General features: G+C 38.6%; 26 protein-coding genes. 23 read left to right on the top strand and 3 right to left on the bottom strand.

Features of this window, described 5'->3' with window-relative positions:
• The first annotated feature begins 3 nt into the window (after positions 1-3).
• The 3 genes from pheT (at position 4) to OZX60_05735 (ending at position 4,642) form a co-directional block, all read left to right on the top strand.
• Positions 4-2,364, top strand: coding sequence for a phenylalanine--tRNA ligase subunit beta (pheT, locus tag OZX60_05745; protein ID WEV44940.1), 2,361 nt, complete (start codon positions 4-6; stop codon positions 2,362-2,364).
• Positions 2,365-2,463: 99 nt separating this feature from the next.
• Positions 2,464-2,832, top strand: coding sequence for a hypothetical protein (locus tag OZX60_05740; protein ID WEV44939.1), 369 nt, complete (start codon positions 2,464-2,466; stop codon positions 2,830-2,832).
• Positions 2,833-2,872: 40 nt separating this feature from the next.
• Positions 2,873-4,642, top strand: coding sequence for a C39 family peptidase (locus OZX60_05735; protein WEV44938.1), 1,770 nt, complete (start codon positions 2,873-2,875; stop codon positions 4,640-4,642).
• Between the two features lie 41 nt (positions 4,643-4,683).
• Here OZX60_05735 and treR read toward each other — a convergent pair whose 3' ends face one another.
• Positions 4,684-5,400 carry a trehalose operon repressor gene (gene treR, locus OZX60_05730; protein ID WEV44937.1) on the bottom strand — a complete coding sequence of 239 codons (717 nt, stop codon included), beginning with the start codon at positions 5,398-5,400 and terminating at the stop codon, positions 4,684-4,686.
• 126 nt (positions 5,401-5,526) lie between these two features.
• On the opposite strand from treR, the gene treP reads away from it, so the two are divergent.
• The 12 genes from treP (at position 5,527) to OZX60_05670 (ending at position 16,378) form a co-directional block, all read left to right on the top strand.
• A complete protein-coding gene (gene treP, locus OZX60_05725; GenBank protein ID WEV44936.1) occupies positions 5,527-7,554 on the top strand; it encodes a PTS system trehalose-specific EIIBC component in 2,028 nt (675 codons plus the stop codon).
• A gap of 55 nt (positions 7,555-7,609) precedes the next feature.
• Positions 7,610-9,220, top strand: a complete 1,611-nt coding sequence (gene treC / locus OZX60_05720) for an alpha,alpha-phosphotrehalase (protein ID WEV44935.1) — start codon at positions 7,610-7,612, stop codon at positions 9,218-9,220.
• A 91-nt stretch (positions 9,221-9,311) separates the two neighbouring features.
• Entirely contained in the window at positions 9,312-10,028 is a 717-nt protein-coding gene (pyrH, locus tag OZX60_05715; GenBank protein WEV44934.1) for a UMP kinase, read from the top strand.
• Positions 10,029-10,046: 18 nt separating this feature from the next.
• Positions 10,047-10,604 (top strand): ribosome recycling factor, encoded by a 558-nt coding sequence (gene frr / locus OZX60_05710; GenBank protein ID WEV44933.1) that lies wholly within the window; start codon positions 10,047-10,049, stop codon positions 10,602-10,604.
• 57 nt (positions 10,605-10,661) lie between these two features.
• Complete coding sequence (locus OZX60_05705) at positions 10,662-11,525, top strand: S1 RNA-binding domain-containing protein (protein WEV44932.1); 864 nt, start codon at positions 10,662-10,664, stop codon at positions 11,523-11,525.
• A gap of 39 nt (positions 11,526-11,564) precedes the next feature.
• A complete protein-coding gene (gene msrA, locus OZX60_05700; protein ID WEV45890.1) occupies positions 11,565-12,080 on the top strand; it encodes a peptide-methionine (S)-S-oxide reductase MsrA in 516 nt (171 codons plus the stop codon).
• Entirely contained in the window at positions 12,073-12,285 is a 213-nt protein-coding gene (locus OZX60_05695; GenBank protein ID WEV44931.1) for a YozE family protein, read from the top strand. Before msrA ends, OZX60_05695 begins: the two co-directional genes overlap by 8 nt.
• 96 nt (positions 12,286-12,381) lie before the next feature.
• The gene (locus tag OZX60_05690; GenBank protein ID WEV44930.1) at positions 12,382-13,365 is read left to right on the top strand and encodes a Gfo/Idh/MocA family oxidoreductase; all 984 of its coding nucleotides are present in this window, start codon (positions 12,382-12,384) and stop codon (positions 13,363-13,365) included.
• A 131-nt stretch (positions 13,366-13,496) separates the two neighbouring features.
• On the top strand, positions 13,497-13,883 hold the full coding sequence (locus OZX60_05685; GenBank protein ID WEV44929.1) for a hypothetical protein: 387 nt from the start codon (positions 13,497-13,499) through the stop codon (positions 13,881-13,883).
• A gap of 226 nt (positions 13,884-14,109) precedes the next feature.
• Positions 14,110-14,535 carry a 50S ribosomal protein L11 gene (rplK, locus tag OZX60_05680; GenBank protein WEV44928.1) on the top strand — a complete coding sequence of 142 codons (426 nt, stop codon included), beginning with the start codon at positions 14,110-14,112 and terminating at the stop codon, positions 14,533-14,535.
• Between the two features lie 107 nt (positions 14,536-14,642).
• Entirely contained in the window at positions 14,643-15,332 is a 690-nt protein-coding gene (gene rplA / locus OZX60_05675) for a 50S ribosomal protein L1 (protein ID WEV44927.1), read from the top strand.
• Positions 15,333-15,418: 86 nt separating this feature from the next.
• Positions 15,419-16,378: an alpha/beta hydrolase gene (locus OZX60_05670; protein ID WEV44926.1), complete on the top strand. Its 960-nt coding sequence runs from the start codon at positions 15,419-15,421 to the stop codon at positions 16,376-16,378.
• A gap of 11 nt (positions 16,379-16,389) precedes the next feature.
• On the opposite strand, the gene OZX60_05665 is transcribed toward OZX60_05670, so the two are convergent.
• Both OZX60_05665 and OZX60_05660 read right to left on the bottom strand, forming a co-directional pair.
• Complete coding sequence (locus tag OZX60_05665; GenBank protein WEV44925.1) at positions 16,390-16,761, bottom strand: VOC family protein; 372 nt, start codon at positions 16,759-16,761, stop codon at positions 16,390-16,392.
• A gap of 12 nt (positions 16,762-16,773) precedes the next feature.
• Complete coding sequence (locus OZX60_05660) at positions 16,774-17,415, bottom strand: MBL fold metallo-hydrolase (GenBank protein WEV44924.1); 642 nt, start codon at positions 17,413-17,415, stop codon at positions 16,774-16,776.
• Positions 17,416-17,514: 99 nt separating this feature from the next.
• Between OZX60_05660 and OZX60_05655 the strand changes: the two genes are divergently transcribed.
• The 8 genes from OZX60_05655 to raiA all read left to right on the top strand — a co-directional run bounded on the left by OZX60_05655 (position 17,515) and on the right by raiA (position 26,038).
• Positions 17,515-19,896, top strand: coding sequence for an exonuclease domain-containing protein (locus tag OZX60_05655; protein WEV44923.1), 2,382 nt, complete (start codon positions 17,515-17,517; stop codon positions 19,894-19,896).
• 48 nt (positions 19,897-19,944) lie between these two features.
• A complete protein-coding gene (locus tag OZX60_05650) occupies positions 19,945-20,406 on the top strand; it encodes a DUF5590 domain-containing protein (protein ID WEV44922.1) in 462 nt (153 codons plus the stop codon).
• Positions 20,403-21,590 carry a pyridoxal phosphate-dependent aminotransferase gene (locus OZX60_05645; GenBank protein WEV44921.1) on the top strand — a complete coding sequence of 396 codons (1,188 nt, stop codon included), beginning with the start codon at positions 20,403-20,405 and terminating at the stop codon, positions 21,588-21,590. The genes OZX60_05650 and OZX60_05645 overlap by 4 nt, the downstream gene beginning before the upstream one ends.
• A gap of 12 nt (positions 21,591-21,602) precedes the next feature.
• Entirely contained in the window at positions 21,603-22,946 is a 1,344-nt protein-coding gene (gene asnS / locus OZX60_05640) for an asparagine--tRNA ligase (protein WEV44920.1), read from the top strand.
• 237 nt (positions 22,947-23,183) lie between these two features.
• Positions 23,184-24,563, top strand: coding sequence for a LysM domain-containing protein (locus tag OZX60_05635; GenBank protein WEV44919.1), 1,380 nt, complete (start codon positions 23,184-23,186; stop codon positions 24,561-24,563).
• Positions 24,564-24,672: 109 nt separating this feature from the next.
• Positions 24,673-24,912 (top strand): hypothetical protein, encoded by a 240-nt coding sequence (locus OZX60_05630; GenBank protein WEV44918.1) that lies wholly within the window; start codon positions 24,673-24,675, stop codon positions 24,910-24,912.
• A 112-nt stretch (positions 24,913-25,024) separates the two neighbouring features.
• On the top strand, positions 25,025-25,402 hold the full coding sequence (locus OZX60_05625) for a RidA family protein (GenBank protein WEV44917.1): 378 nt from the start codon (positions 25,025-25,027) through the stop codon (positions 25,400-25,402).
• Positions 25,403-25,489: 87 nt separating this feature from the next.
• Positions 25,490-26,038 (top strand): ribosome-associated translation inhibitor RaiA, encoded by a 549-nt coding sequence (gene raiA / locus OZX60_05620; protein ID WEV45889.1) that lies wholly within the window; start codon positions 25,490-25,492, stop codon positions 26,036-26,038.
• Positions 26,039-26,045 lie beyond the last annotated feature (7 nt).

Raw genomic sequence — 26,045 nt, 5'->3', positions numbered from 1 at the left:
TAAATGTTAGTTTCATATAAATGGTTAAAAGAATATGTCGACCTTGACGTGACAGCTGAAGAACTTTCAGAAAAAATGTCTACCAGCGGAATCGAGGTTGAAGGTGTTGAGTCTCGCATGGAGGGGCTTAAAAATATCGTTGTTGGTGACGTTGTTGCCTGCGAAAAAATCCCTGACACTCACCTGTCTTTATGTCAGGTAAATACAGGAGACGTTGAGCCCCGCCAAATCGTATGTGGTGCCCCAAATGTTAAAGAGGGTATCAAGGTAATCGTAGCCCTTCCAGGAGCTCGCATCGCTGGAAACTACAAGATTAAAAAAGGAAAAATGCGTGGTTATGAGTCTCTTGGAATGATCTGTTCTCTTGGAGAACTAGGCTTCCCTGATTCAGTAGTTCCAAAGGAATACGCTGATGGAATCTATGTTATGCCTGAAGATGCTGTCCCAGGTGATGCAGTATTCTCATATATCGGAATGGATGACGAGGTTCTTGAACTTTCAATCACCCCTAACCGTGCAGATGCCCTTTCAATGCGTGGAGTAGCCCATGAGGTTGGTGCCATCTACAACAAGGAAGTCCGCTTCCCTGAAGTTGTCCTTACTGAAATAGACAAGGCAGCCAACCAAGAGATCCAAGTTGAAGTTGCAACTGACAAGTCTAAGACTTATAAGGCCCGCGTTATTGAAGACGTGATAATCGCCCCATCACCTCGTTGGCTACAAAACCTTCTTATGAACGAAGGAATCCGTCCAATCAACAATGTGGTCGACGTGACTAACTACATCCTTATGTACTTTGGTCAACCACTTCACGCCTTCGACCTAGATACCTTCAAAGATTCTAAGATTGTTGTTCGTGATGCAAAAGACGGTGAAAAAATGACAACCCTTGACGGTGTTGAACGCGGTCTTTCTGCTGAAGACCTAGTCATCACTGTAGCAGACGAACCTGTTGCCCTAGCGGGAGTTATGGGAGGTCTTGATACTGAGATTACTGACTCTTCAAAACGCGTGGTTCTTGAGTCTGCCCTATTTGACGGTGGATCAATCCGTAAGACCAGCCAGAAATTCAATCTACGTAGTGAAGCTTCTGCCCGCTTTGAAAAAGGAATCAATGAGGCTGACGTAGCCCTTGCCCTTGATGCAGCAGCTGCTATGATCGCTGAACTTGCAGGCGGAACTGTACTTAATGGAATTGTTGAAAGCAACAACTACCTGCCAGAGCCTGTTGAAGTTACAATCACTCTCGACAAGATCAACCGTTCTCTAGGAACTGATCTATCTGAAGAACGTGTTCTTGAAATCTTCGGTCAACTTGGATTTGCGGCAGCTGTTAACGACGGTCTATTCACTGTAGCTATTCCTCCACGCCGTTGGGACATCTCAATTGAAGCTGACCTGGTTGAAGAAGTAGCCCGCATCTACGGATATGATAACCTTCCTTCAACTCTCCCATCAGCAGGGAACACAATCGGTGAACTTACTCCAATGCAGGAACTTCGCCGTGCAACCCGTACAATCCTTGAAGGAGCTGGACTTACTGAGGTTATCGGTTACGCCCTAACTACTCCTGAAAAGGCCCGTCAGTTTACAAAACTTGTAACTGAACCAGTTAGCCTTGCAATGCCAATGAGTGAAGACCGTCAGACTCTTCGTAACTCAATCGTTCCAGGTATGCTTGACATCGTCCGCTACAACCATGCCCGTGGTAACCAAGACCTTGCCATCTATGAGGTAGGAAATGTATTCTTCAAGTTTGGGGATGAAGAAGACGACCGTCCAACTGAGCTTCCACAAGTTGCCATGGCCTTCACTGGAAAAACAGACTTCTATGCCGCTAAAGGTGTGGTTGAAACCCTCCTTCGCGACCAAGACCTTCGTTTTGAACGTGAAATAGAACTTGCTGACATGCACCCAGGACGTACAGCCCGCGTAATCGTTGGCGATACTGAAATTGGATTTGTCGGTCAAGTCCATCCAGCAGTGGCTAAGGCTTACGATATCCCTGCAACATATGTGGCAAGCCTTGACCTAACTGGAATTCTTGATAACAAACCAGCGCAAGTTGTCTTCACAGACATTCCAAAATTCCCAGCAGTTAAACGTGACCTGGCTCTTCTTGTCGGCCGTGAGATGGAAAACCAAGAAATCCTTGATATCATCGACTCTGCCAAAGTTAAGATGCTTAAAGATGTTTCAATTTTCGACGTCTACACTGGAGAAAATGTAGCTGCAGATAAAAAGTCAATGGCCTACAGCCTGATCTTCCAAAATCCTGAGCAAACTCTAACAGATGAAGACATCACTTCATACATGAACAAAATCACTAAGAAACTAGAAGAAGCTGGTTTTGAGGTAAGATAATGAAATAGGTTCCCTTAGGGAGCCTATTTTGCTTGTAGCTAGAAGGAGTATTTTATAGTACAATATTCTTAATAGAGTGTTTTAGAAGGAGTTTAAATAGTGAAAAAGATAGGATTTTTATCTATTTCTTTAATAATTTTATTATCTTTGGGTGCTTGTAAAAAGGAAAAGAATGTTGATTCGAATGAATCACATTCAGTTTCAGTTGTTAAGGATGAGAAAGTTTCTAATGAAGTTATCCAGTCACAAACGACAAGTGATCAGACAGATTATTCGGTCTCAGTGTCAGATACTGGTTACCATGATTTGACTCCTAAAGATGACCTAGTAGAGGCAAGGGATGAACTTTATGAGGCAGGGATAAATTCTGCCAGTATAAGTGACGAGGATTTAAGGGTTTATTTAAATGATGCCAAGCTTAAAAATATTGATTTGGCAACTTTTATTAGCAACAATGTTTTAAAATAGTATTTTTATTGGTGTTAGTAATTCTATTAGGAGAATTTGTATGAAAAAAATATATGCATTAGTTGGTATTTTACTTGTATTGGGAGGGTTGAGCACTGGAAGTCTAGCAGATGATTTGAGTGAAAGTTTAACAGATTCATCCTCATCATTTGAGGTTAGTTTAAGTGACCAATCTTCACCGAGTTATTCGTCCCAATCCTTAAGTCAATCTTCAAGTTCAAAAACTGATAACACAGTAGCGAGTACAGAAGATGTATCTTCTGAGATAGTGGTAGATAAGGAGGAGGTAAATGCTGGTCAAACTAATAGTCCAACGACTATGGTAGACGAGTCTGTAAGTATTGACTACTCAGCCCATGTTCAAGATATTGGCTGGCAATCTTTTGTGCCAGATGGAAGTATTGCAGGTACAGTCGGGCGAAGCCTTCGAATGGAAGCTTTGAAAATTAATCTTCCAGTAAAAGGAATCTCTGGTGGGATTGAATATTCAGCCCATGTTCAAAATATCGGTTGGCAGTCTTATGTGTCAAATGGAAGTATTGCAGGTACAGTCGGGCGAAGCTTGCAGATGGAAGCTTTGAAGATTCGTTTGACAGGTGAAGTGGCTAATAAGTATGATATTTACTACCGGGCTCATATTCAAGATAAGGGTTGGCTTAATTGGGCAAAAAACGATCAACCAGTAGGAAGTTCGTCAGCTGGAAAAAGAATGGAAGCTGTACAAATAAGGCTGATTCCTAAGGGAGAGCAAGCACCTAGTGGAGAAGGTAAGGCCTACCTGGTTGGAGATGAAGCAAGGCTTCCCCAAGAAATAACTCCAACTATCAACTACCAAACCCATATCCAGGATATTGGCTGGCAGGGTCTGGTTAATAATGGCACAGTAGCTGGTACAGTCGGGCAAAGTTTAAGACTAGAAGCACTGAGGGTTAGTTTATCAAATGCCCATCTGTCTGGTGGGATTGAATACTCAGCTCATGTTCAAGATATTGGCTGGCAATCTTATGTTTCTGATGGAAATTTGGCAGGCACAGTTGGACGAAGTCTTCGACTGGAAGCTCTAAAAATTAATTTAACAGGTGATTTAGCTAACTATTTTGATATCTACTACCGAGTTCATATTCAAGACTATGGTTGGTTAAATTGGACTAAAAATAATAGCCCGGCTGGCTCATCAGCCATGTCCAAGCGAATGGAAGCCCTTCAGGTTGTTCTTGTAAAGAAATCTGAATCGGGGCCAGCTTCAAATGGTCAAGCAGCTTTCATAGAAGGTCAAAGTCAAAAAGATCCAGTAGCTGAAAGATTAAAAGCAATCCCTTATTATTATTCACAAAGAGATGCTAGATGGAGATATGCTTATGTGGGTAATTACCAAATGGGTCCTACTGGATGCGTTCCGACCAGTTTAAGTATGATTTTAAAAGGTTCATATGGCATAGAAGCAACCCCATTTTTTGTTGCTAGTCAAATGTCTCGTTTAGGCGGATTTAATCAGCGTTATAAGGGGGCCAGCGGAACAGATTTAGTTTTAACAGCCCAGGCTTTTGGAAGAACGGTCAGAAAGGCAGATACCTTAGACCAACTAAATTATTACCTTTCCCAAGGTTATCCAGTAATTTTACTTCAAAATGTGGGAATTGGTCATGCTGTTGTTGTTCATGGGTATAGTAATGGCTATACTAAGGTTTATGACCCGTACGATAGGATGTTTTACCCTGGAGGATGGACCTCAACTTATAGCCTTTGGCAAAATCCATCAAATGATTCCCTTGACTGGGATCAAGGAAGACCAGCCTTTGTCATTATGTAAGAAATATAAAAAACTACCAATTAATTTTGGTAGTTTTTTTGTTAAATCTTTTCTCGTCTAGCAAACTCACTAAATCTAAAAGTATCAACCTGATGATGGCTTTCAGTATACTGGAATATTTGAGCATTAGAGAGATAGACATGACTTTTAACATTTACTATGTGATGATCGTCTGATGAGATATCGATATATTTTTTGTCAAAATCATTTAAAAAATCAATGGTAACTTCCTTATGGGCATAGGAAATATCTAAATTTAACTTATTTTCCAGATGTTCATAGAGGGAATTTTGGGCAATTTCCTTAGTCATCTGAGGAATTATGCTACAGATTAAATAGTCGCGGTCAAGGACAACAGTTTTACCGTCGATTGTCCTCGATCTAAGGATTGACCAGACATCTTCTCCAACCGGAAAGCGTGTTCTTTTAGATAAATCATTATCAATTGTAATTTTTTTTAATTCGATAACAGTAGTCAAGCTTTTAAAATCTAAATTTTTTTGTAATTCCTTGTAGCTGGTCAACTCTGACAGGGGGAATTCTAATTTATTTGATGCTATTACAAGGCTTCCTTTGCCTTTTTGCTTTTGGATATAACCTCTATTTTCTAAGATATTTAAGGCTTGGCGAATGGTTGATCGACTGACATCATAGTGCCTTGAGAGCGAGCTTTCACTTGGGAGAAAGCTATCTAGAGGATAGGTATTATTTAATATCTGCTCTTTTATATTTTGAGAAATCAATTCGTATTTGTTCATATGAGATAATTTTAGCAAAAAAAAGTGGAAAAATAAATGAAAACGGTTGCACTTAATAAAAAAATAGTTTATAATCAAAACATAAACTTGTAGGTACAGGTTACAAATAGAAAGTAGGAGAAAAGGATGAGTAAGTATGAAAAAGATGCACAGCGCCTTCTCGTTGCAATAGGAGGCGAGGAGAATATTGCTGGGGTATCACATTGTGCAACAAGAATGCGCTTTGTTTTAAACAGTGATAAGAAAGCTGATGTTAAGGAAATTGAAAAGATTCCGGCAGTTAAGGGTACTTTCACTAATGCAGGTCAGTTTCAGGTTATTATCGGAAATGACGTATCAACTTTTTACAAGGATTTCTTAGATGTATCTGGTATTGAAGGAATGTCTAAGGAAGCAGCAAAATCAAAGGCTAAACAAAATCAGTCTTGGTTACAAAGAGGAGTTACTACTCTTGCTGAAATTTTCACACCGCTACTACCGGCAATCATTGTTGGGGGATTAATTCTTGGTTTAAGAAATATTCTTGAAGGGGTACAGATTCAAGCTCTTGGTCAAAAGATTGTTGACGGAGTGGCTTCTTTAAATCCAGATGGATCAAAAATTTATAATACAATTGTTGATGTGTCACCGTTTTGGAATGGAGTGAATTCATTTTTATGGCTACCAGCCGAAGCAATCTTCCATTTCCTACCAGTAGGAGTAGTTTGGAGTGTGGTTAAAAGATTTGGTGGGACTCAGATTCTTGGGATTGTCCTTGGGATAACCCTTGTAAGTCCACAACTTTTAAATGCCTATGCAGTAAATGATGCGCGTGCTGATGGATCAATTGCCGAGTGGGTATGGAATTTTGGTTCTTTCCAAATTGAAAAAATTGGATATCAGGCCCAAGTTATTCCAGCTATCTTTACAGCCCTTCTCTTTGTTTTCTTAGAAAAACAACTAAGAAAAATCATCCCAGAAGCAGTGTCAATGATTTTTGTTCCCCTCTTCAGTTTACTGCCAGCGATAATTGCAGCTCATACAATAATTGGGCCAATCGGTTGGAAGTTGGGTCAAGGACTCTCAACTGTTGTTAACTCAGGACTATCAAGTTCAGTGAACTGGCTCTTTGCATTAGTTTTTGGAGCCCTATATGCGCCACTGGTAATTACAGGACTGCACCATACCTTACTTGCCATCGACTTCCAGCTAATTGGAGACCTTGGTTATACTAACTTATGGCCAATGATTTGTCTTTCAAATATCGCTCAAGGAGCTGCTGTTGCTGGAGTTATTCTCTTACACAAACGCACTATGCGTAACCGCAAGGAAGAACTTGAACGTGAAGAACAGGTCTCAATTCCAGCTCTGATTTCGGCCTGGCTAGGGGTAACTGAACCAGCCATGTTTGGGATTAACCTTAAATTCATGTATCCATTTGTAGCTGGGATGGCAGGAGCAGGTCTTGCATCAATGTACGCTACTTTAACAAGTGTTCGTGCGAACTCTGTAGGGGTTGGTGGTCTTCCAGGAATCCTTGCTATTCAATACAACTCAATGATTAACTTTGCAATCTCAATGGTTATCGCAATTGCTGTCCCTCTAATGCTTGTCTTTGTTTTCCGTAAAATTCCAGCCCTTAACAAGGTTGAAGTTCCTTATGTTGACGAAGATGAATACAAGGCACATCCAATTGTTGAAAAAAGCCCAGTAAGCCAAGACATTAAAGTTCCTCTTTCTGGAAAAATTCTTCCAATCACTGAAACACCTGATCCAATGTTTGCTGAAAAAATTATTGGTGATGGAGCCTTGATTGATCCTGATGCAGGAGTACTAGTAGCACCATTTGATGGTATCGTGCAAATGGTCTTCCCAACTAACCATGCCATTGGAATTATTTCAAATGATGGGGTTGAGCTTCTAATTCACATTGGTCTTGATACAGTAAATCTAAAAGGTAAATACTTTAAAGGTTTAGTTGAAACAGGTCAAAAAATTAAAGCAGGAGATGAGCTTATTAAGTTTGACTTAGCTGCCATTAAGGCTGAAGGATATGTTACAATGACACCTGTGATTGTAACCAACCAAAACGAATTCCAAGTTGATGATGTTAAAACAAGTGGACAGGCTGTAATTGGTGAGAAACTATTCACAGCAACAAGTCTAAATAATTAAAAAATAGGGCTAATTTAGCCCTACTTTTATGTATATGAAAAGGATGGAGATGAAGATGACCTTTAAAGACAAAGTAATTTACCAAATTTACCCGAAATCGTACCTGGATACGACAGGTTCTGGAGTAGGTGATCTCAAAGGAATTATAACAAAGCTTGATTACCTAGAAGATCTTGGAATTGACATGATTTGGCTTAATCCAATTTATCCAAGCCCTCAAAAGGACAATGGATACGACATTTCAGACTATGTTGCCATTAATCCAGATTTTGGAAATATGGAAGATTTTGAGGAGTTGGTGAAAGAAGGGAAAAAACGCAATATCGGCCTAATGCTTGATATGGTTTTAAATCATGTCTCAACTGACCATGAGTGGTTCCAAAAAGCCTTGGCAGGAGATAAATACTATCAAGATTTCTTTATTTTAAGGGATGAACCAACGGATTGGATTAGTAAGTTTGGGGGCAATGCCTGGGCACCTTTTGGAGATACCGGTAAGTACTACTTGCATCTTTTTGATAAAACTCAAGCCGATTTAAACTGGCGTAATCCCCATGTTAGAGACGAGCTCTACAAGGTGGTTAAATTTTGGATGGAAAAGGGAGTCCATGGTTTTAGGTTTGATGTCATTAATTTGATTGGTAAGGACGAGATTTTAAAAAATAACCCGGAAAATGAAGGCAAGGCAGAATATACTGATAAACCTTTGACCCATGAATACTTAAGGGCATTAAATGAAGCAACCTTTGGTCATGATTCAGAAAGTATTACCGTTGGTGAAATGTCTTCGACAACTATTGAAAACTGTATTCTTTATACTAGGCCTGACCGTCATGAGCTATCAATGACCTTTAACTTTCACCATTTGAAGGTTGACTACAAGGACGGGAAAAAATGGACCAAGCAGGTCTTTGACTTTGAGGAATTAAAAAACCTCTTCCACAATTGGGGGGAGAAGATGTCTGAAGGGGACGGTTGGAATGCATTATTCTGGAATAATCATGACCAACCAAGAGCCCTCAATAGATTTGTCGATGTTAAGAATTTTAGGGTAAAAGGTGCTATGATGCTTGCAGCTTCTATCCATTTAAGTCGAGGAACTCCTTACATTTACATGGGAGAAGAAATTGGAATGATTGATCCAGACTTTACCTCTATGGCTGATTATGTCGATGTTGAATCATTAAATGCCTATGAGGAAATGACTGCTAGCGGCAAATCTCCTGAGGAAGCCTTTGAAATTATTCAAATCAAATCACGTGATAATTCAAGGACTCCAATGCAGTGGAACCAGAGTAAAAATGGAGGATTTTCTGAAGGTACCCCTTGGCTTGCTAGCGGAAATCATCCGGAAATTAATCTTGAAGCTGAAAAAGACGGAGATATCTTTAATTTTTACAAGGAATTAATCAAACTTAGGAAGAATCATAAGATTATTTCTGAGGGAAGCTATAAAAAGGCCCTTGTTGATAGCAAGGAAATTTATGCCTTTGTTAGAGAATTAGACGGTAAAAAATTATTCGTTGCCAATAATTTTTCAGCTGAGAAGGTTTCCCTTGATCTACCTAGTGAATTTCTAGGAGGAGAGGTCCTTGTTTCAAATTATGGAGTTAGTGATCTTAAAGAGCTTAAACCTTATCAAAGCCTTGCAATCTTTAGTAAATAAGAAAAAGAGAATCCCACTAAATTTATCTTAGTGGGATTTTTTTCAAAAAATATGTTATTATAAGGTGATAAATTTTGTATGGGAGACGAAAATGATAGAACCAAAATATAAGCGTGTAGTACTTAAATTAAGCGGAGAAGCCCTAGCAGGTGACGAAGGATTTGGGATTAACCCAATCGTTGTTAAGGGAATTGCTCAAGAATTAAGAGAAGTTCATGATTTAGGTGTTGAAATTGCAATCGTTGTAGGTGGTGGAAATATCTGGCGTGGACAAACTGGAGCAAGCCTTGGAATGGAACGTGCTCAGGCTGATTACATGGGTATGCTTGCGACTATTATGAACGCTCTTGCCCTGCAAGATACTCTTGAAAATGAAGATGTACCAACACGTGTTCAATCATCAATCGACATGCGTCAAATCGCAGAGCCTTATATTCGTCGTAAGGCAGAGCGTCACCTAGAAAAAAATCGTGTGGTTATTTTCGCCGGTGGAACAGGGAATCCTTACTTCTCAACAGATACTACAAGTGCCCTAAGAGCTGCAGAAATCAATGCTGATGTAATTCTTATGGCTAAAAATGGGGTAGATGGAATTTACGATGCAGATCCTAACAAGGATGAAAATGCTACTAAATTTGAACACCTAACTCACATGGATGTAATTTCACAAGGACTACAGGTTATGGATACAACAGCAAGTACACTTTCAATGGATAATGATATTCCACTAGTTGTATTTAACCTAAACGAAGCTGGAAACATCCGCCGTGCAGTTCTTGGTGAAAACATCGGAACTACTGTAGATTAAGATAGATAGGAGAGAGAAATGTCAAACGAAATTTTAAAAAATGCAAAAGAAAGAATGGAACAATCAGAAGCAAGTTTGCTTCGTGAATTCGGAAGCATTCGTGCTGGACGTGCAAATGCAAGTCTTTTAGACCGTATTCAAGTTGAATACTACGGAGCTCCAACTCCTCTTAATCAACTAGCTTCAATTGCAATTCCTGAAGCGCGTGTCCTTTTGATTACACCATTTGATAAATCATCAATCAAGGACATTGAACATGCCATCAATGCTTCTGACTTAGGAATTACACCTCAATCAGACGGAACAATCATCCGCCTAGTAATCCCTCAATTAACTGAAGAGCGTCGTAAAGAGCTTGCTAAGGAAGTTAAGAAGGTTGCTGAAGGATCTAAAGTAGCTGTTAGAAATATCCGCCGTGATGCTATGGATACTGCTAAAAAGCAAGAGAAAAACAGTGAAATTACAGAAGACGAACTACGTGGACTTGAAAAAGAAATTCAAAATATTACAGATGAATCTGTTAAGAGAATTGACAAGCTCACAAAAGATAAAGAAACAGAATTATTAGACGTTTAAACGTCTCGAAAAGAAGACTGGGACTTTCCCAGCTTTTTTTCACAGAAAGGACATGCTATGAACGATTTATTAGCAAAATATATAACTGCTATTGTTACAGATGAAAATGACAATAGTTACTTTTTACAGAAGAATGGTCACACTTTAATTCTTGATAAGACTGAAGGTGAGCATGCTCTTGGTGATACGGTCAAGGTCTTTGTTTATGCCGACAAAAAAGGGAAACCAAAGGCAACAACAATTTTTCCAACAGCAGGACGTGATAATTATGGTTGGGGAACAGTAACTGAAGTTAGACGTGACCTTGGGGTCTTTGTTGACATCGGCTTATCTGGAAAAGATGTCGTTATCTCTATGGATAATCTACCTGAGCTTAAAAACTTATGGCCTAAAGAGGGAGATAAGCTTTATGTAACCCTTGAGGTCGACCAAAAGGATAGGATTTGGGCTACTCTTGCTGACAATGAGGTCTTCAAAGACTTGGCAGGCCGTGCCTACAATAATATGCAGGATCAAAATTTAAAGGCCATTGTTTACAGGTTAAAACTATCGGGTACTTTTGTTTTTATTCCTGACAATAATATGTTAGGATTTATTCATCCGAGTGAACGTTTTTCAGAGCCTCGCTTGGGAGAAGAAGTTGACGTCCGTGTTATTGGATACCGCGATGTTGATAAGACCCTTAACCTAAGTTTAAAACCAAGATCACATGAGATGCTTGATAATGATGCCCAAATGATTTTAGCATATCTTAAAGGTGCAGGAGGCTTTATGTCATTAAATGATAAGAGTACACCTGACGACATTAAGGCAACCTTTGGAATCAGTAAAGGTCAGTTCAAAAAAGCTTTGGGTGGTCTAATGAAGGCTGGTAAGGTTAAACAAGATGAGTTTGGGACAGACTTAATTAAGGAAGATTAATTAAATTTAAGGCTATATTTAAGAGGAGGATGACTTATGATGGAACGTGCAATTTTTGCTGGTGGCTGCTTTTGGTGTATGGTTGAACCCTTTGAGGAACAAGACGGTGTAATAAGCGTTTTAAGTGGTTACACGGGAGGTCATACAGTAAATCCAACTTATGAAGATATATTAACTCACAAAACAGGTCATACTGAGGCTGTTGAAATTATTTTTGATAATGAAAAAATAAGTTACGAGAATCTTGTCGAACTATACTGGCAACAAACAGATCCGACAGACGCCTTTGGTCAATTTCAAGATAGGGGAGACAACTATCGCCCGGTAATCTTTTATGAGGATGACAGACAAAAAGAAATTGCAGAAGCTAGTAAAAAAAGGCTTCAAGATTCTGGTCGTTTCACAAAACCGATTGTTACCTCAATTGAAAAAGCCCAAACTTTTTATCCAGCTGAGGACTATCATCAAGCCTTCTATAAAACCAATCCAGGTCGTTATGCCCTATCAAGTGGCCTAAGGCACAAGTTTATTGAGGATAACTGGAAGGATGCCTAGTTTTTATACTTATTTGATGGCCAAAAGAGGTCCCAAGGAGGACTGTGATTTAACAATTTTAGCCAATGAAGTTTTTAATGATTCAACTTTTCCCAGACATACATCAGATTTTAACGAAATAAGTGACTATCTCGAAAGAGAAGCTCCTTTTTCCTTTAATCTTGGTAAGTTTGATGAGATATTTGATAATTATCTAAACAAGTGAGACCTTATGAATGAAAAGACCCAGGGAAGATATTTGTCCTAGGGTCTTTTTTTTACTATAATGCTTACTGGAAAGAAAAGAATTAAAGGAGCACAAATGAAAACATATAATTGGGCAATTCTTGGTAGCGGGGCAATTGCTAACCGCTTTGCAGAAACCATGAAAGACAACAACAGAGATATTTACGGTATAGCTAATAGGACCTATGAAAATGCCTGTAAACTAGCAGAAGAATACGGGGTAGGTAAGGTTTACAGGCAGATTGATAATCTGTTTCTTGATGACCAGGTCGATGTAGTTTATATTGCAAGTCCACACAATACTCACATTACTTATATTAAAAAAGCCCTCGAGGCAGGCAAGCATGTTCTTTGTGAAAAGGCCATAACTTTAAATTCAGCAGAGCTAGAAGAGGCAGTTGAACTTGCAAAAAATAAGAAATTAATTTTAGCTGAGGCCATGACCATTTACCACATGCCCCTTTATAGGGAGTTGGGACAAAGAATTGCTAACGGTGATTTTGGAAAACTTGAGTTAATTCAAATGAACTTTGGTAGTTTCAAGGAATATGATCCCAACAACCGCTTTTACAGCAAAAGTCTTGCGGGCGGGGCCCTTCTTGATATCGGTGTTTATGCCCTATCATTTGTCCGCTGGTTTATGGAGACTAAATCAGCAGAGATTATGTCTCAGGTTAAGCTAGCTCCAACAGGAGTAGACGAAAAAGTGAGTATAATCCTCAAAAATGAGGAGGAGCAGATGGCAACAGTAAGTCTATCCCTTCACGCCAAACAGCCCAAACGTGGCCTTTTATCTTTTGAAGATGCCTATATTGAAATTTATGAATATCCAAGAGGTACCCAGGCAACAATAACCTACCTTGATGGAACTTGTGAAGAAATCGAGGTTGGTAGCTATGATACAGCTCTTTTCTACGAGGTCGAAGACATGGAGAGAAGCATTGAGCTAACTGAAAATATGATGTATCTTGACTATACAAGGGATGTAATGAACCTTATGACCAAATTAAGAACCGATTGGCAGCTTGTGTATCCAGAAGAAGTAGATGACAATAAATAATTTCATTGAATCACAAAAAAATAAAGTTTATTCTAAAATAGAATAAACTTTAAATATCCGTGTAATACTTTTAACATATTCCTGAAATCATCAAAACATATTTAAATGTTATATTATATGTGGAGATTATGATGGGAGGAAAATGTGCAGTTATGAACAAACTGACTTGTTATAAGGTAACAAAGACTAATGTTGAAATAGCCCTGCTGACCTGCATTATTTGGGGAATTGACCAGATAATTTTAAAAAGGCAAGAGTTTATCTACCTGTATACTGATGCGATGATAATCTTAACAACGATTACGTCAGTAAACATGCTTAAGGAAACAAAACTTGATATGTGGAAAATTTTTTCAGTTGTAGCCTGCTTGAATTTTTCTCTAACCAAGATAATGGATCTTTTAAATTTAGAGAAACTGACCTTTAGTATTTATAGTTATGTTGTTTTGGTCGTCCTTTTGCTAACGGTAGCCCTGTCTATGAAGTATCTTTATGAGAGGGAAAAGGCAATTTCTTAAACTAAGTTTTACAGTAATGAACTTATATTTTATAGTTAATTGAAAGATTTAAAAAACTTATTATTTATCAGTATTTTATTTGACAATTTAAATAACATTTAGTAGAATTAAATGGTGTGTTTACTCACACTTGCGTGGGAGGTGACATGTTCACCATTAAACCACATCACGATGAACGTGTGAGAATTATTTCTTGCCCGTCATATAAAATAGGAGGAAATTTATCGTGGCTAAAAAAGTAGAAAAACTTGTAAAATTACAAATTCCTGCCGGTAAAGCAACACCAGCTCCACCAGTTGGACCAGCACTAGGTCAAGCGGGAATCAACATCATGGGATTCACTAAAGAATTCAACGCTCGTACAGCTGACCAAGCTGGTATGATCATCCCAGTTGTAATCAGTGTTTATGAAGACAAATCATTCACATTCATTACTAAAACACCTCCAGCTGCTGTGCTTCTTAAGAAAGCTGCAGGAGTTGAAAAAGGTTCTGGAACTCCAAACACAGTTAAAGTTGCGACTGTAACTCGTGCACAAGTTCAAGAAATCGCTGAAACTAAAATGCCTGACCTTAACGCTGGTAGCCTAGAAGCTGCAATGCGTATGATCGAAGGTACAGCACGCTCAATGGGCTTCGTTGTAGAAGACTAAGAGAAAATTTCAAGAAATTACCTGTTGCAGGATAATTTTTGAAAAATTTTCCCACGAAGTTCGGGTGGGAGGATTAAAAACCCGTAAATACCACAGAGGAGAAAAAAATGGCTAAAAAAAGCAAACAAATGACTGCTGCTCTTGAAAAAATCGACAGCACAAAAGTTTACAGCGCTGAAGAAGCTGTAGCTCTTGCAAAAGAAACTAACTTTGCAAAATTTGACGCAACTGTTGAAGTTGCTTACAACCTTAACATCGACGTTAAGAAAGCTGACCAACAAATCCGTGGAGCTCTTGTGCTTCCAAACGGAACTGGTAAAACTCAAAAAGTTTTAGTTTTCGCTAAAGGTGAAAAAGCTAAAGAAGCTGAAGCTGCTGGAGCTGACTACGTTGGTGACGACGAATTAGTTGCTAAAATCAACGGTGGATGGTTCGACTTCGACGTAGTAGTTGCTACTCCTGATATGATGGCTGTTGTAGGTCGCCTTGGACGTGTCCTTGGACCTCGTAACCTTATGCCAAACCCTAAAACAGGAACAGTTACTATGGACGTAACTAAAGCAATCGAAGAAGTTAAAGCTGGTAAAGTAACTTACCGTGCTGACAAAGCTGGTAACGTTCACGTTCCAATCGGTAAAGTATCATTTGATGACGCTAAACTTGTTGAAAACTTCAAAGCTATCAACAACGTTATCGCTGCTGCTAAACCATCATCAGCTAAAGGAACTTACATCACTAACCTATCAGTTACAACAACTATGGGACCTGGTGTACACGTAGATCCTGCTTCACTATAATAAGTGAAAAGAAAAAGCTAGACTTAGGTCTGGCTTTTTTTCTTGTTTTTAAAGTTTGGATAGGCTAAGATTAGGTTGACATTAAGTTGATATATGATGAAGGGAATAAAAAGATGGATGGAAATACCCCTCTTGAAATTAGAAATCAGGAAAAAATTATTAGGGCGTCAGATGGACTAGATTTAAATTTAAAGATTGTAAGGCCAGTCAAAGAAGTAGACTTTAAAGGATCCCTACAAATAATACATGGGATGGGAGAACATGCCTTAAGATATATGAATTTGGCCAAGTACCTAGCAGTTCATGGTTACCTTGTTTTTATCAGTGATAATAGGGGACATGGACTATCCCTTAATGACAAAAATCCTACGGGTCACATAACAAGTCTTGATCAGATGATTGAAGATCAGCTGCAAATCAGTAGATTGATAAAGAAAAAATATCCCAATCTTCCTCTAACCATCTATGGTCATTCTTTTGGTTCTATGATTGCTAGAGCCTATTTAGATTATGATGATTCCATGCTTGCTGGACTTATTTTAACAGGAACTGTCAAATATAAGGCTGCCTCAAAAATTGGAAAAATAATACTTGGTGCAAGAATTAAAGCCTTGAAAAATCCAAAACCATCTAAGTTTTTAAATAATTTGGTCGGTCCTGGAGGAGGTTCTAATGACTGGATAACATCAGATCAGGCAGAGCTTGACTTGATTGCTGAGGATAACCTGTGGGTTAAAACATATAATGATTACGGTCTTTTGGCCATCCTTGAGGCAAACTATAGGATTAAATATATTAGCAAAAGAGCTGGTAAAAATCCAGTAAATAAAAAGCTTCCCATCCTAAGTATCAACGGAGAAGAAGATATTGTAACTGGAGGTCGTAAAGGTCTTTTGGCTTCTAAAAGATTTTTGGAGCTTAGGGGATATGAGAATGTGGAGTTCATAAGCATGCCCCAAATGAAGCATGAGGTTATTAATGAGCTGGAAAAGGAGCTAGTTTATCAGATGATTTTAACTTTTTTGGACAAAGAAAATAGGAGTTAAACTCCTATTTTTTATTCTTTAATGATTTCAATTTTGTAGCCGTCAGGATCACTGATAAAGTAGTAACTTGTATCCCCTTCTGGCAGCCCTTTAATGTCTGTAACCTTAAAACCAGCCTCTACATGTTTTTTATAAAGGTTATCAAAGTCACTACTTGAAATAGCAATATGACCATATCCATTTCCCAAGTCATATGGAAGTGAGTCATAGTTATAGGTAAGTTCAAGTTCGTAGTCGTCACCAGGAAGAGTCAGATAGACCAGGGTAAATTTATATTCCGGAAAATCAAGACGTCTTTTTTCAGTGAAGCCGAGAGAGTCCTCATAAAATTTTAGGGACTTATCTAGGTCTTGAACTCTGATACAGGTGTGAATCATTTTCATTATATATACTCCTTATTTTTGAAAGTGCGGATTTTCTTGTTTTTCCCTACCGATGGTGGTTTTAGGACCATGGCCCGGGTAGACTTCATAATTTTCATCCAGGGTGAAGAGTTCTCTTTCAATTCCAGCGAGAAGTTCCTCGTAGTTACCAGTATAAAGGTTAGTAACTCCGACTGTTCCCTTGAAAAGAGCATCTCCTGTCAGGACAAGATTCTCATCCTCGAAGATTAAACTAACACCCCCAATTGAATGGCCTGGTGTGGCTACAACCTTGAATTTAAAACCATCTATATCATAGTAGCCATTAATTTCATACTCGTAATCAGCTGGATCGACAACCACATCCTCCAGATTATTTTTAAAGCCAAACTGACGGGATAGATTGTATTCAGGAGTATAAAGCCAAGTAACCTCAGGAGTTGCCACATAGACTGGAACTCCAGGATATTTTTCCTTAACAGCAGGGATTCCAATGATGTGATCGTAGTGGGCATGGGTTAAAAGAATTCCCTTAAGAGGAAGATTAAGTTGGGCAAGTTTCTCTAGTATTTTGGGAGTATCGCTCCCCGGATCAACAAGAAGTAGACCCTGGTCATTGATCAGAAAATAGGTATTTTCACTCATGACCTCATTGATAATTTTTTCTATTTTCATGACTATATTCTAGCAGAAAAAATGGATTAGCCCAATAAATTAAATTAGTAATTTATGCTATAATTGGTAGAACAAATACAAATGTTACGGAGAAAGAAAGTGACCAAGTTTGCGATTGTGGATTTGGAGGCAACAGATGCCCACCTTTCACAGAATAAAATAATTCAAATTGGCCTTGTCATTTTAGAAGATGGTCAAATTAAAAAAAGTTACTCACAAAATATAAATCCCCATGAAAAATTAACCTCACATATCAGCAGTTTAACAGGGCTTACTGATGAAATTTTAAGCCAGGCTGTCGATTTTTCAGAGGTTGCTGAAGAAGTTTATGACCTTCTAGAAGGTTCGATTTTTGTTGCCCACAATGTAAAATTTGACTATAGCCTTATGAAAAAATCTTTCAGGGAACTAGGGATTGATTTTGAATTACCAAGTGTCGACACTGTCGAACTTTCCAGGGTCTTTTTCCCAGATTTTGAAAAGTATTCTCTTGAGTATTTGGGACAAAAATTAAATTTATCCCATGATAATCCTCATAATGCCCTAAGTGACGCCCTTGCCACTGCAAATCTACTTAAGCTTATCCAGGATAAGATTAAGGGTTTGCCAAAAGCTGTAGTTGCTGAGATTTTAAGGCATTCGGGTAATTTAATATATGAAAGTCAGCTGGTTATTAAGGATGCCTTTAATGAAATGACAGATAGTCCTTCTATAAAAGATAGTCATTTTATGGTTGAAGACCTTATAGCTACAAGGATTTTTCCCTTGACCAAGGAAAACTTGCAGCTGGAAGCTAGCTTTGATAAAAATATGGCAAAACTTGGCTTGAAAACAAGGAAAAACCAGGAAGAATTTTCTATAGTAGTTGAAAATAGATTAGCCCAAGATGAACCGTCCTTTATCCAAGCACAAACTGGAATGGGAAAAACTTACAGCTACCTGCTGCCCATCTTATCAAAAGGTGAAAAAATAATTGTTGCGACACCGACAAAGAACCTTCAAGAGCAGTTGGTAGCCGACTACCAGGAGGAGTTTAAAGACCGCCTTGGGGTAAATATTTCAAAACTACTAGGTCACAGAAATTATATAAAGCTTGAAAAATTCCGTAAGCTCTTGAAGGAGGTAAATTCAGGGGCCAACCATGAAATCTTCAAGATGAAGGTTTTGGTTTGGTTGTGCCAAACTGAAACCGGAGAGCTTGACGAATTAAGCCAGGTTATGACCAGCGAAGACTACTTAAGGGAAATAGCCCATGATGGAAATCTAGATCAAAAGTCAATTTTCTATCAGCAGGACTTTTTAAGAAGGGCCTATGAAAAAATCGAATTTTCATCTGTCCTAGTAATTAATCAGTCGCTTATGATTGAAAAACTAAAGACCAACCAAGGATTTTTTAAGGGGCGCGTTTTAGTGGTTGATGAGGCCCAGGAACTTTTTAAAAATCTAGAAAATTCTCAAAGGGCCAGTTTTGATTGGACAAGTGTAGGTGAGGAGTTAAAACTTCATAAGAATAAGTTGAACGGAGATCCTAATCTACTTAGGCGAGTTACTTCCAGCCTGAATTTTCATATCAATCACCTGCCTCAATCAAGGGAGAAAATTTTAGTTGATGCCCAGGAATTTGGCCTAAAAGACCTACTTGAATTTTTAGGTCAAACAGATGATTCCTATATTTGGAAGCAGGGAGACTACCTCTACAAGAGTCCCAAAGATTTTCTTGATTTCAAAGGGCTTCTACCGGACAAGCTAAAGGTTTACCTAATAGGCGCAACCCTAAGTGTTAGTGAAAAGAATCATAGGCTACCTGAACTTTTAGGTTTTACAGATTACACCTATGATGAGTTGGCAGCGCAAAGGGCTAAGAATCAGGAAGTGTATATGGTAACTGACGGTCCTAATATTGGTAACCTTTCTAATGCTAATCTGGCAGCTTATACCTTTGAAAATATTTCACAGCTGGTGCGTCTTGATCAGCCCATCCTTGTCCTTCTGACCTCAAAGGATTTACTAAATTCTCTTTCAGACCTCCTAGCCCAGGAAGATTATTCCTTCTTGGCTCAGGGTCTTCATGGAAGTCCCATGCAGATAAAAAAACGTTTTGACGAAGGTCGTGCTCAGATTTTACTAGGGCTTGCAAGCTTTTGGGAGGGGATTGATTTTTCTGAGCAGGATAAAATCATCCTCTTGATCCCAAGACTTCCCTTTTCAACTCCAGAAGATATTCTCATGAAAAAATATGCCGAGAAATTTGCTAATCCCTTTTATGATTTTAACTTGCCTTTGACTACTTTAAGACTAAGACAGGCTCTTGGCCGGGTTAATAGAAGGGCTGACCAAAAATCAGCTGTTGTTATTTTGGACAGGCGGCTTGCTGGGAAAAATTATGGTAAAAAGATGTGTGCTAATTTAAGTGAACTTGCACCCATTAATTTTGAGGAAATTGCGGGATTAGAGGGTAAAATCAAAAAAAATCTGTTATAATTTGATTAGAAAGTTTTGAAAATAATAGATTAATTTCAGGTAAATTTTATGAAAAAAAGTAATGAGTCTCTGGGTATTCAATTAACAATTGGTATCCTATCTCTTATAGCTGTCTCAATGCTAGCTGTAATCATTTTTACTAAGACATCCATGAGCCCCTATGACCAGGCCAGAAAGGAAGCAATTTCTCTTGCCAAGGCAAATTCATCAATGAAGGAAGCTACGGTTTTTGATATTGTGAATACTGATCAGACTGTTTATTCAGTCCGAGGAAAGACAGCTTCTAATGAGGATGTGGCTGTTCTAATAGCAGGTGGTGAGAAGAAGGATTCTCCCCTTGATATTCGGACAATCAATCTTTCTGAAGGCTTTAATCTGGATAATCTTCCTGATGCTTCCAATGCTAAATATATTAGACTAGGTTTATACAAGAATAAGGAAGTTTGGGAACTTATGGATTCACTTAATAACTATAAGGTGTATGATTTTAAAACAGGAGAAGAAGTATGATTTTGTCAAATTTTGTAAATGAGATCGAAGAGAGCGTGACCCTGGCTTCTGCTGCAAAGGCTAAGAAGTTAAAAGATGAGGGTCGGGATATCTTGACTCTAACGGTAGGTCAACCAGACTTTACCACCCCTGAAAATATTGACAAAAAGGCTAAGGAAGCTATTGATAATGGATCAGCAAGTTTTTATACCCCAGCTGGTGGTACCTTGGAGCTTAAATCAGCCATTGCTTCATATTTCAAAAAGTACTATGGTTACGAGCCACAAAATAACCATATAGTAGCTACCTCAGGAGCAAAATTTGCTATCTATGCCTTCTTTATGAGTGTTTTAAATCCTGGTGATCAAGTGATAATTCCTACTCCTTACTGGGTGAGCTATGCTGACCAAGTTAAGATGGCAGGAGGAGTTCCAATTTTTGTTGAGGGGCGTCAGGAAAATGATTTTAAAATCACTTTGGAGCAAGTAGCTGCTGCAAAAACTGATAGGACAAAGGTTCTTCTTTTAAATTCACCTTCCAATCCAACAGGAATGATTTACTCTAGGGATGAATTAGAGGCCCTTGGAAACTGGGCTATTGAGAATGATGTTCTTATTTTATCTGACGATATTTACCACCGTCTTGTTTACAATGGTAATGAAACAACTATGATTTCTAGTATTTCAGACCGTATTCGTGAGCAAACCGTTGTGATTAATGGAGTAAGTAAGACTTATTCAATGACCGGTTGGCGCCTAGGATTTGCCGTTGGAAATTCAGAGATAATCTCTGCCATGGCAAAAATTGCCAGTCAGACAACCTCTAACCCAGCAGCAATTTCTCAATATGCAGCTATTGAAGCCCTCACTGGTAGCCAAGATGCCGTTGAGGAAATGCGCCTAGAATTTGAAAAACGCCTTAATAGGGTTTACCCACTTTTAGCAGAAGTACCAGGCTTTAAGCTTGTAAAACCTAATGGTGCCTTCTATCTTTTCCCAAATGTTAGAGAAGCCATGGATTTAACTGGTTTTGAGGACGTTACGGAATTTACTGACGCTATCCTCAAGGAAGAAGGTGTTGCTCTGGTAACTGGAGCAGGATTTGGAGCACCGGATAACCTAAGGTTGAGCTATGCAACAGATATGGAGACCCTTCTTGGTGCTGTTGAAAGAATTAAAAGATTTATAAAAAATAATACTAAATAAGAAAGGTAGAAAATGAAAGACTTAATTTCTATTATTGATGTACCCAAGCATGTTGGGGAGACTGTAAGAATTGCTGCTTGGGTGGCAAACAAATCAGGTAAGGGGAAAATCGCCTTCCTACAACTTCGTGACGGATCAGCCCGTTTCCAAGCTGTTGCCTTCAAACCTAATTTCCTAGAAAAATACGGCGAAGAGCTTGGACTTGAAAAATTTGATACAATCAAACGTCTGACTCAAGAAACTTCAGTTATCGTAACTGGTGTGGTTAAAGAAGACGAGCGTTCTAAGTTTGGTTACGAGCTTGATCTTACTGATATTGAAGTTGTTGGTGAGTCAACTGACTACCCAATCACTCCAAAAGAGCACGGGACTGACTTTTTGATGGATAACCGTCACCTATGGCTTCGTTCATCTAAACAACATGCTATCATGCAGGTTCGTAATGCCTTAACTTATGGAACTTACGACTTCTTCCAAAAGAATGGTTTCATTAAATTTGATTCACCAATCCTTTCAGGAAATGCGGCTGAAAACACAACTGACCTATTTGAAACTGATTACTTCGGTCAACCTGCCTATCTTTCTCAATCAGGACAACTTTATCTTGAGGCTGGAGCTATGGCCTTTGGTCGTGTCTTTGACTTCGGACCAGTTTTCCGTGCCGAAAAATCTAAGACCCGCCGTCACTTAACTGAGTTCTGGATGATGGACGCTGAGTATACTAACATGACTCACGACCAGTCTTTAGATTTACAGGAAGCTTATATCAAACATCTAATCCAGTATGTTCTTGATACAGCAGACTACGCCCTTCAAACACTTGAACGTGATACTGACCTGCTTAAAAAATACGTGGCTGAGCCTTTCAAACGTATTTCTTACGATGAAGCCATTGACCTTCTTCAAGCCAACGAAGGAAAAGAAGGAGCTGACTACGAGCACCTTAACCACGGAGATGACTTTGGGTCACCTCATGAAACTTGGATTTCTAACTACTACGGTCTTCCAACTTTCATCATGAACTACCCAACAAGCTTCAAGGCCTTCTACATGAAAGAAGTGCCAGGAAACCCTGACCGCGTACTTTGTGCCGACCTTCTTGCGCCAGAAGGATACGGGGAAATTGTCGGAGGATCTGAACGTGAAACAGACTACGACAAACTAACTCAAAAAATCATCGACTTCGGTCTTGATCCAAAAGACTACGACTGGTATCTAGATCTTCGTAAATTCGGTTCAGTGCCACACGCTGGATTCGGACTTGGTCTAGAACGTATGGTAACCTTCGTTGCGGGAACTGCCCACATCCGCGAAGCCATTCCATTCCCACGTATGCTTCACCGTATCAAACCATAAAAAAGAATAAATTAAAGGAACTCCCACTTGAAAAAGTGGGTTTTTTTGTAGGTAAAAGGCTTGTTAAATATTTTAGTCGACTTGTCACAAAAGTTCATTTTCATATCACAAGTGAAAATGCTATGAAAATTTCATGAAATATGTTAGCGTTTAGATGTTATATTAATTTATCCTTTTAATTTTAATATAACATATCGGAGTTTCGTAACCATTGTTAAAAGTTAGGAGCGTGTTATTATGGTAAACGAAGAGAAAGATTTTAGAAAGCTAAAGCATGTAGTATGGAAAACAGCTGCAGCTGGCTTATTGGCCGCATCTTTTACACTAGCAACAGAGGTTAGTGCAAATGAATATGATGGTATTTGGCAGGCAAGGACGGTTGATCAAATTCAAAATGATTTGCATAGAGAACTTGCTAACGGAGGTACTGTTTATCTGATTGTTTGGGGAGATACCTTAGGAAATATTTCTCAAGCCACCAATATTACAGTTGAAAAGTTAGCCTCGATTAACAATATTAAAAATGTAAATCTGATTTATGCCGGTAATACCCTTGTATTTTGCGGGGATTCTGTCCAAGTTTATGGTCAAAACCAAGAAAAACTTGCTGATGTACCCATTGATAAGACAGATAAGATTAATCCCCAAGCACCAGTTGGAGCTAGTCCGAAGGCTGAAAATAAGGGTACAACAAATTCGGCAGATTCAAAAAATTCGACAGAATTATCGACTTCAACAAGTTCAAACTTAAATTCAAAAGATGCTAACAAATCAGAAGTTCCTACTAGTTCAAGTTCTGATGTATCTTCAGGGAAAAATGATACTTCAACAAGTTCAAGCTCTGAGGATCCTACAGATACCTTTAGTAACAATCCAAAACCTGCAGCCGACGGTTCAGATCCAGAGGGTCGTTACACAGTTTGGTATCAGGGTTACGGAAATAGTTCATATGATTTAGGTGCAAGGTCCCACCGTTTTACAAGTGCAAATGCTGCCTTAAATTGGATTAGAAACTATCATCTTGAAATTAAAAATGATCATTCAATTGATGGGGCTTACGGAACAATTGATTTAGGATCAGGAGTTGATTCTTCAGTACCTACAAGTTCTAGTGATTCAACTAGTAAGGATTCTTCAAATACTGGCTCTTCAACAAGTCCGTCAAGTGAAGATAACACCTCTACATCGACCCAGCCAGAAACTCCTAAAGCTTCTACAGCTGATAGATGGACTGTTTGGTGGTGGATTAGATGGGATGGAAGTAATGGAGATAAGGTCGGAAATGCCATAGTTCCAGGTAGTCATGTATTTGCAAGCTTTGAAGAAGCTCAAGCCTGGCTAAATGCTAATGGAAATCTTGCAGGAACTCCAGGTATAGGAGCTACTGCCAAATGGCCATCAGAAGCTACTGGTGAAAGTAGTCAAACACTTTATGCTCCCTTCTGGGTTGGTGACGTTAATCATTCACAAGATATGTTCCCGGGAAATGCTAGTGCCCGTTATTTCAACAGCCGTCAAGAGGCTCAAGACTATATAAATAATACCCTTTGGCCTTCGCTAAAAAGTCAGCAAGGTCAGGCAGGGATACTAACCTGGCAAGGTGGTGTAATCTATTAAAGTCAATTTGACATTATTTATTATTTTGTTAACATTGACTTTGTTTTCAAAAAAGACAAGTCTCAGATAAGATTTTTTGGATAACGATTAGTTGAAAGGACGAAAAATAATGGAGCAAAGCCAAAGTAAAGAAGGTAAAGAAAATAAAATAAGTTTAAAATTAGTATTTGCAGGACTTGCCGTCCTAGTTGCCCTCTTTTTCCTAACCAATAATTTTTTAGAAAAAATATCTTCTGGAAATCAGGAAGTTAAGAGTGGTCAGGTAGGTGAAATAGTAGCTGCAGGAAGTCCTGAGGGAGTCACTGACTACACTGGAAATCCAGCACAATCAGATACTGAAAGTAATTAGGAGCAGGTAATTTTTTTAAAAATTTACTTGCCAGTAAAAAATTAAAGGAGTTTCCACTTGAAAAAGTGGGGCTTTTTTTCTAGAATGAACCAACAGAAAAGGGAGGGAATAAATGAAAATTATAGAAACAGACCAAGCTCCAAAGGCAATCGGGCCTTATGTCCAAGGAAGAATTGCAGGCGATTTATTATTTGCCTCAGGTCAAATTCCACTTGACCCGCAAAGTGGCCAGATAGTTGGTGCTACTATTGAAGAGCAGACTGAACAAGTTCTAAAAAATATTGCAGGTCTTTTAAAGGCTGCCTCAAGTGACTTTAGTCAAGTAGTCAAAACAACCTGTTTTTTAAAGAATATGGACGATTTCCTTGCCTTTAACGAGGTATATGCTAAAGCCTTTAAGGATTCTTTACCTGCCCGTAGTGCAGTGGAGGTAGCAAGGTTACCTAAGGACGTTTTAGTTGAGATTGAAGTCATTGCCTATTTGGGTTAATTTTTAAATTGATATAGCTATATTTTTGTAAAGGCTTTAAATAAGAGGTATAATAAAGCCATAAAAAGAAAAGAGGTACTCATTATGATTAGTTTTAACATTCGTGGTGAAAACAGTGAAGTAACGACAGCTCTTCGTGAATATGTAGAAAATAAAATCGGTAAGATTGAAAAATATTTTAAAGACAGTGAAGATTTTACAGCTCACGTTAACCTAAAGGTATACCCTAATAAAAATGCCAAGGTTGAGGTTACTATTCCTATGAAACATCTGACTTTAAGAGCAGAAGATACCTCTCAGGACATGTACGGCTCAATTGATTTGGTTGTAGATAAACTAGAGCGCCAAATTAGAAAGTATAAAACAAAAACTAACCGTAGAAAAAATGTTAAGGGTCTAAAAGATTTACCACTCGAAGACTTTTCAGATTTTACTGTGACTGAAGATGATGAAGTTCCAACAAAAATCGTTAGAACAAAAGAAGTTGGACTTAAGCCAATGGACGCAGAAGAAGCAGTTTTACAGATGGAAATGTTGGGTCATGACTTCTACCTCTTTACAGACGCAGATACAAATTCAGCAAGTATCGTTTACCGTCGTGAGAGTGGGGATTACGGTTTAATTGAGTCTAAATAAGTGGCCG

The organism is Streptococcaceae bacterium ESL0687, from assembly GCA_029392475.1.
Classification (GTDB): domain Bacteria; phylum Bacillota; class Bacilli; order Lactobacillales; family Streptococcaceae; genus Floricoccus.
The sequence above is the reverse complement of the archived record's forward strand: the minus strand, read 5'-3'. Positions and strand labels throughout refer to the sequence as shown.

Coding starts and splice junctions, on each gene's coding strand:
- rplA (WEV44927.1), top strand. CDS start 14,643: ATGGCTAAAAAAAGCAAACAAATGACTGCTGCTCTTGAAAAAATCGAC.
- OZX60_05695 (WEV44931.1), top strand. CDS start 12,073: ATGCCTAGTTTTTATACTTATTTGATGGCCAAAAGAGGTCCCAAGGAG.
- OZX60_05735 (WEV44938.1), top strand. CDS start 2,873: ATGAAAAAAATATATGCATTAGTTGGTATTTTACTTGTATTGGGAGGG.
- asnS (WEV44920.1), top strand. CDS start 21,603: ATGAAAGACTTAATTTCTATTATTGATGTACCCAAGCATGTTGGGGAG.
- OZX60_05645 (WEV44921.1), top strand. CDS start 20,403: ATGATTTTGTCAAATTTTGTAAATGAGATCGAAGAGAGCGTGACCCTG.
- OZX60_05660 (WEV44924.1), bottom strand. CDS start 17,415: ATGAAAATAGAAAAAATTATCAATGAGGTCATGAGTGAAAATACCTAT.
- OZX60_05625 (WEV44917.1), top strand. CDS start 25,025: ATGAAAATTATAGAAACAGACCAAGCTCCAAAGGCAATCGGGCCTTAT.
- OZX60_05635 (WEV44919.1), top strand. CDS start 23,184: ATGGTAAACGAAGAGAAAGATTTTAGAAAGCTAAAGCATGTAGTATGG.
- frr (WEV44933.1), top strand. CDS start 10,047: ATGTCAAACGAAATTTTAAAAAATGCAAAAGAAAGAATGGAACAATCA.
- OZX60_05690 (WEV44930.1), top strand. CDS start 12,382: ATGAAAACATATAATTGGGCAATTCTTGGTAGCGGGGCAATTGCTAAC.
- pheT (WEV44940.1), top strand. CDS start 4: ATGTTAGTTTCATATAAATGGTTAAAAGAATATGTCGACCTTGACGTG.
- OZX60_05685 (WEV44929.1), top strand. CDS start 13,497: ATGGGAGGAAAATGTGCAGTTATGAACAAACTGACTTGTTATAAGGTA.
- treR (WEV44937.1), bottom strand. CDS start 5,400: ATGAACAAATACGAATTGATTTCTCAAAATATAAAAGAGCAGATATTA.
- OZX60_05665 (WEV44925.1), bottom strand. CDS start 16,761: ATGAAAATGATTCACACCTGTATCAGAGTTCAAGACCTAGATAAGTCC.
- OZX60_05630 (WEV44918.1), top strand. CDS start 24,673: ATGGAGCAAAGCCAAAGTAAAGAAGGTAAAGAAAATAAAATAAGTTTA.
- OZX60_05705 (WEV44932.1), top strand. CDS start 10,662: ATGAACGATTTATTAGCAAAATATATAACTGCTATTGTTACAGATGAA.
- msrA (WEV45890.1), top strand. CDS start 11,565: ATGGAACGTGCAATTTTTGCTGGTGGCTGCTTTTGGTGTATGGTTGAA.
- treC (WEV44935.1), top strand. CDS start 7,610: ATGACCTTTAAAGACAAAGTAATTTACCAAATTTACCCGAAATCGTAC.
- pyrH (WEV44934.1), top strand. CDS start 9,312: ATGATAGAACCAAAATATAAGCGTGTAGTACTTAAATTAAGCGGAGAA.
- OZX60_05650 (WEV44922.1), top strand. CDS start 19,945: ATGAAAAAAAGTAATGAGTCTCTGGGTATTCAATTAACAATTGGTATC.
- treP (WEV44936.1), top strand. CDS start 5,527: ATGAGTAAGTATGAAAAAGATGCACAGCGCCTTCTCGTTGCAATAGGA.